This window comes from Aquisalimonas sp. (assembly GCF_007120195.1).
Taxonomy (GTDB): Bacteria; Pseudomonadota; Gammaproteobacteria; order Nitrococcales; family Aquisalimonadaceae; genus Aquisalimonas.
In genome coordinates this window covers 1-5,661 of record NZ_SKOG01000203.1, presented here as the reverse complement: position 1 = coordinate 5,661, position 5,661 = coordinate 1, and the positions used below count along the sequence as shown (strand labels likewise).

Sequence of the window (5,661 nt, the reverse complement as noted above, 5' to 3'; positions counted from 1 at the left end):
CGCCTTGCGAAGGGTCATCAGCCGGCCCGCGGGCTCAGCGAAGGCGCGCTGCCCGGAGGCACTGGGCCAGCTCGGCGAAGCATGCCGGTTTGGTCAGGTGCTGATCGAAGCCGGCGGCGGCTTGCGCTTGATCCGAATCCTGGCCGTAACCGGTCAGCGCCACCAGCATGAACTCCCCCTTCGGGTGGCTTTTCCGCAACCGCCGGGCCACCTCGTAGCCATCCATGCCGGGCAGCCCGATGTCGAGCAGGACCACGTGCGGGTTGAACGACTCCACGGCGTCCAGTGCGCTGGGTCCGTCAGGCGCCACCCGGGGCTCATGCCCCAGGGACTCGAGCAGCATCGACGTCGACTCCGCCACGCTGTCGTTGTCCTCGACGATCAGCACGCGGCAGCGGGCTGCTACCACCGCATCACCCTCGCCGGGCTGAGTGGGCGGTTGCGCCGCACGGGGTGTCGCCGCGAGAGGCAGGCGCACGCAAAACTCTGCCCCCTGATCGACGCCATCGCTGTGGGCCTCAATCGTGCCGCCCTGGCGTTCGGTCAGGTACTTGCACAGGTACAAACCCAAACCAAGGCCCTCCTGCCGGCGAACGGGGTCATGGGCGCACCCCGCGAAGCGCCCGAAGACGTGGGGCAGGAGCTCCGGGTGGATGCCGGCGCCGGTATCGCGCACCCGCACGATCGCCTGGCCGCCATCGATGGCGGCGCTGAGCGTAATGTCACCGCCGGGATCGGTATACTTGACCGCGTTGCCGAGGAGATTGTCCACGATCTGCACCAGGCGCACCGGATCCCCCTCCACCCACACCGGGGCCGCAGGGGCGTCGACGCTCAGCGATTGGTCGCGTCGCTGCGTTGAAGGTCGAGCGGCATCCGCCGCCTTGTCGAGCACCTCGCGCAGGTCAACACGCTCGGTGCGCAGGTGGATGCGTCCCTGGGAGATGCGCGCGACGTCCAGCAGATCATCGGTCAGTGCGACCAGGTGCTCCACTTGCCCGCCGATCATGCGCGCCGCCCAGGCCACCTGCTCGGCGGTCACGCCGGAGCCGTGCCGGTTCAGGATCTCGGTGGCATTGCGGATCGGGGTGAGCGGGTTACGCAGCTCGTGGCCGAGCATGGCCAGGAACTCATCCTTGCGCCTGTCCGCCTCGGTGAGCGCCTCGGCCTGTTGCTGCAGCGCCTCCTCGGTGCGTCGCTGCTCGGTCAGGTCGGTTGCGAGCACGAAGACGCCCGCGACGGACCCGTCAGCCGCCACATCCGGGACGTAGTCGGCATGGATACACCGCCGCCCCACCCCCGGAAAATCGAACTCCACATCGAAGGACTGCGGCTCCCCCGAATACGCCGCGTCCAGGTGGGGCATAGGCCGGTCGCGGTCCTTGCAATCCAGCAACTCCCGGGGCGTTCGGCCCAGCGCCTGGCGGGACGGAATCTGCCACCACTGTTCCCAGACCCTGTTGACGAACTGGTAACGCCGCTCCCCATCCAGATAGGCGATAAACGCGGGCAGGGAATTGGCCAGGCGCCGGAACATGCGCTCACTCGCAGCCACCTGCTCCGCCGCTTCATGGTGCGCGGTGACGTCCTGTACGGTGCCAAATACGCCCGTCACCTCTCCGGCCCCGTCGAGCACCGCTTCACCTTCGCTTTGTATCCAGCGCACCGAGCCGTCTTCCCAAATGACGCGGTATCTTTGCGAAAATGGAGCGGCGGTCATCACCGCACGGTTCAAGGTCTCGGACATTGCTGGCCGATCATCCGGATGCAGAGTGGTCAGCAAACTCTCCCGGCTCGGCACGAACGCCGCCGGATTGCGCCCAAAGAGACGGTAGGTGCCCTCGGACCAGAACTCCAGGTCCGTGCGCCGATCCCATTCCCAGAACCCCAGGTTGGCGACACGCTCAACCCGGAGGAGTCGATCCTCGTATGCCTGCGGTATCTGGCTGGACGAGTTGCTCGCCATGAAAGGATCCCCATCGGGGGTGGCCGTCGTGGGTCCAACGTCAAGCCTGAGCGAATGAACACTTAAACAGGCCGCGCCCCCCAATCGTTGTCCCCTAACTCTAGTTTGAGGCGAGCCGTTCCGCCAAGGCGACGTCAACCGCGCGCAGCCTTGGCCAGTGCTCGCGGCCACCCGCTCACTTCCCACCGCCGCATCAACCGCCCTGGCGTGCATCCACGATCGTGCCGGCTATGGCACTGCTCGCCGTGGGTGTCGCGCCAGCGCCCGGGGACCCCGGCCCCGTGTAACTCAAGCGCCGCTTGGCGGTTGGGAATGCCGTTCTTGTCGCGTCGGAAGGCATCTTCGTTAGGATGATCAAGGAGGACCCGCGCGTCCACTCCCCGCTCCCGGGCCCGTATCAACGCCTCGAGCAGCGGACGGTGAGAACTCGCCCGGCGGCTGGAAGCCGCAGGTGCCCGGGCAGACCGGGCGCTGAGCCCCCGCAGGCTGTTCCCAGGCGCGCGGCGGCTAATTCGAGCTCCTGGAAGACGGGGGGGAACACCCAGCAGCCACTCTGCGTATATGCCTCATAGAGCGCTCGATGTGTTCCGTTCGCAGACAGCGGTCTTTCGATTTAACGGCGTCACTGTATGTCCCGCGCAGCAAGGGGAGCCGTGGCATTATCAAGGCCAAACCTTGTTGCTTTTCGGGCAATCGATGCCTCGTCATGTTGGAGGACGATGACGTACAAAGCTCTGACTGGGAAGGCTATGATTAGGTAGGGGTTAGTCAGGCAGAATGCACGAATCAACCAATGTTGAACCAATCGCGAAGCCGGCCCGTAGGTTGGCCCACTTACGCATGGGCTGCCAACCGATGAACCACAGTAAGGGAATGCCAGGCCGATTATGTGGAGCGTGGGATGCTTAGCCGATTGCAAGAACGCCTGGGATTGCAAGTTATCCCCGCGGTATTCTTCCCTGCAGCGATTCTCGCCCTTATATTTATTGCTGTTGCAGTCACATTTAGTGAGCCGCTGGCGCCATTATCCGCAGATGTCGCGGACTGGATCACGACGCACCTCGGATGGTTTTTCATCCTCACCGTTACCTCGGGGCTTGGATTTTTGATTTGGCTTGCCCTGAGCCCTTACGGCCGTATCAGGTTGGGCGCAGATGATGAACGTCCCGACTATGGCAACTTCACTTGGTTTACCATGCTGTTTGCCGCCGGTATCGGTACGATTCTCATGTTTTGGGGCGTGGCGGAGCCCATCTCCCACTTTGCTGAGCCCCCGTTTCAGGACGTGGAGCCGGCGTCCAACGATGCTGCCAGCCTGGCAATGAGCATCACGCTGTATCATTTCGGCCTGCACACCTGGACTATTTTCGCGCTGCCGGCGCTGGCCATCGGTTACTTCTCGTACCGGCAAGGGCTCCCTTTGCGGATCAGCAGCATTTTCTACCCGTTGCTCAAGGAGCGTACTTTCGGCCCCGTGGGTTGGACCATCGATATCGTCGCGGTCTTGGGGACACTGTTCGGCGTGGCGACCTCCCTCGGATTGGGCGCACTGCAGTTAAACAACGGGTTGAATTACCTTTTCGACCTTCCTGTGGACAGTTTTTCGCAGATCATCATCGTAACAGTCATTACTGCCGTCGCTGTTGTTTCAGTGGCGCTGGGCCTGGATCGTGGAATCAAGCGCCTGTCGCAAATAAACATCCTGCTGGCCGTCGGTTTGTTGTTGTTCGTCTGGATTGTGGGGCCCACATTGTTCATCACCGAGGGAATGGTGGAAACAGTCGGGCAATACGCATCGAACCTGCCGTGGCTGGCCTTTTGGAATGAAACCTTCCAAGGAACGAACTGGCAGGGCGACTGGACGGTGTTTTACTGGGCCTGGACGATCTCTTGGGCTCCGTATGTGGGGATATTCATAGCGCGCATCTCACGGGGGCGCACCATCCGTGAGTTTGTGGCCGGCGTGCTACTGGCACCGACGCTTTTCAGTGTGCTGTGGTTTTCCGTATTCGGGCTGGCAGCGATCAATCTGGAAGTGCAAGAGGGTGTGGATCTCGCTTCCCAAATTGAGGCGGATCCGGCGGTTGCGCTTTTCTCGTTCTTGGAGCATTTCCCACTGGCGGGGCTCATCTCCAGCCTTGGCGTGGTGATCATCATTGTGTTTTTCACCACATCATCGGATTCGGCGTCCATGGTGGTGGATATGTTGACGCGCTGGGAGGATCAGCCCTCGCTGGTGCGCCAGCGCATTTTCTGGGCCGTGGCGGAGGGGGCGATTGCCGCGACGCTCCTGTTAGCGGGAGGGTTTGAGGTATTGCAAAACGTGATTACCAGTCTCGGGTTCCCCTTTTGTGCGCTGCTGGCTTTCATGATGGTGGCCGTGGTCAGAGCCGTCCAGGCGGACTACCGGGGCGAGGCCGTGTATGACCCCTATGCGAGCGCCAACGTACGCCCGGGCGCAGAGGCGGGCGAGGGGAGCAGGCAGGAGTGACCATCGCTATGTACAAGAAGGTCCTGGCCGTGGCCGATCTAGCCGACGAACGAAGCTCAATCAATGTGCTTGATACTGCGATAAGGCAGCTCGCGCCGGATGGAGACCTCGGTATCGTGGCAGTCCTTGAGGATCCGGGCGCCCCGTACTTCCCCCACATTCCAAGGCACTCGCCGACGGAGCGCCTGACGTCGGCAAGACGTGAATTGGACCGGCTTGCCGCGGAGCGTCTTCCACAATCGGTACAGACACGCATACGGGTGTTACGCGGTGGCGCCGGCCCAGCACTGGTCAAGGCGGCCAAGGCCGATCAGGCGGAGCTGGTGATTCTGCCGGAAAGCTACCGCAGAGCCCGGCTCGGAGCGCTGCATGGCCCGGCCCACTACGTGGGCGTGCACGCGCCCTGTGCGGTTTTGTTTGTGCGCAACGAGTAAACACAAGAATAGAGAGTGCCGGGCGGCGCGAGCCCCCGCCGTGTGGATTACACCCAGGCCAGCGCGGCCTTGCCTGGCGTCAGAACCTACCGACCGGGGGAGGGGACGCCATCAGCGCCCTCAGCCCCTCGCGGGCACGGCAGAGCCGTGAGCGGAGGGTGCCGACCGGCACCGACAGCGTCTCGGAGGTCTCTTCGTAAGACAGCCCGGAGACGGCAATCAGTAGGATCACGTCACGCTGATCGGGTGGGAGCCTCTTCACAGCACGCCGAACCATATCGAGCTCGCAATGGTGCTCGTAACCGGCCTGGATCTTGTCCTCCACCGGATAGCGACGATGAAGCTCGTTGTGGCGCTTGCGCTTTCTCAAGGATGACACGAATGTGTTATGCATGATGCGAAAGAGCCAGGACCGGGTGCTCTTGGCGGGATCCCATAGTTTTCCGCGGCTCAGCGCCCTTTCCAGGCACTCCTGCACGAGATCGTCCGCTTCGTCGGCGTCGGCGACGAGGCTTTTGGCATAACGGCGCAAATGCGGGATTTCTGCCGATATTCGCGAGCGAAGGTCATCCATCCCAGTCACCTCTGTTGAGGACAGAGTGGCTTACCACTCGCCCCACCTTGTCCGGTTGTTCGCGTCGTACAACAGGTTTAGGGGGCGCTGCGTCCGCGTACAGCGCTTTCGCCGGCGCCGTCGGCCGTTGAGATCCAGGGCCTTGCGATTGCGCCCAGGCCGGGCGCGCAGGCCGTCAACACCGTGAGCGCGAAGT

General features: G+C 62.9%; 4 protein-coding genes. 2 read left to right on the top strand and 2 right to left on the bottom strand.

Annotated elements, in window-relative coordinates:
* Positions 1–34 precede the first annotated feature (34 nt).
* Entirely contained in the window at positions 35–1,966 is a 1,932-nt protein-coding gene (locus tag QZT63_RS14420; protein ID WP_290652190.1) for an ATP-binding protein, read from the bottom strand.
* A 901-nt stretch (positions 1,967–2,867) separates the two neighbouring features.
* On the opposite strand from QZT63_RS14420, the gene QZT63_RS14415 reads away from it, so the two are divergent.
* Together QZT63_RS14415 and QZT63_RS14410 are read left to right on the top strand one after the other, a co-directional pair.
* Positions 2,868–4,457: a BCCT family transporter gene (locus QZT63_RS14415; protein ID WP_290652189.1), complete on the top strand. Its 1,590-nt coding sequence runs from the start codon at positions 2,868–2,870 to the stop codon at positions 4,455–4,457.
* A gap of 8 nt (positions 4,458–4,465) precedes the next feature.
* Positions 4,466–4,891 (top strand): universal stress protein, encoded by a 426-nt coding sequence (locus tag QZT63_RS14410; protein ID WP_290652188.1) that lies wholly within the window; start codon positions 4,466–4,468, stop codon positions 4,889–4,891.
* 79 nt (positions 4,892–4,970) lie between these two features.
* Here the strand turns inward: QZT63_RS14410 and QZT63_RS14405 are convergent, their stop codons facing one another.
* Complete coding sequence (locus tag QZT63_RS14405; protein ID WP_290652187.1) at positions 4,971–5,465, bottom strand: sigma-70 family RNA polymerase sigma factor; 495 nt, start codon at positions 5,463–5,465, stop codon at positions 4,971–4,973.
* Between the last annotated feature and the right edge of the window lie 196 nt (positions 5,466–5,661).

Excerpts from the sequence above, each read along its gene's own strand:
- QZT63_RS14420 (WP_290652190.1), bottom strand. The coding sequence starts at position 1,966 with ATGGCGAGCAACTCGTCCAGCCAGATACCGCAGGCATACGAGGATCGA.
- QZT63_RS14415 (WP_290652189.1), top strand. The coding sequence starts at position 2,868 with ATGCTTAGCCGATTGCAAGAACGCCTGGGATTGCAAGTTATCCCCGCG.
- QZT63_RS14405 (WP_290652187.1), bottom strand. The coding sequence starts at position 5,465 with ATGGATGACCTTCGCTCGCGAATATCGGCAGAAATCCCGCATTTGCGC.
- QZT63_RS14410 (WP_290652188.1), top strand. The coding sequence starts at position 4,466 with ATGTACAAGAAGGTCCTGGCCGTGGCCGATCTAGCCGACGAACGAAGC.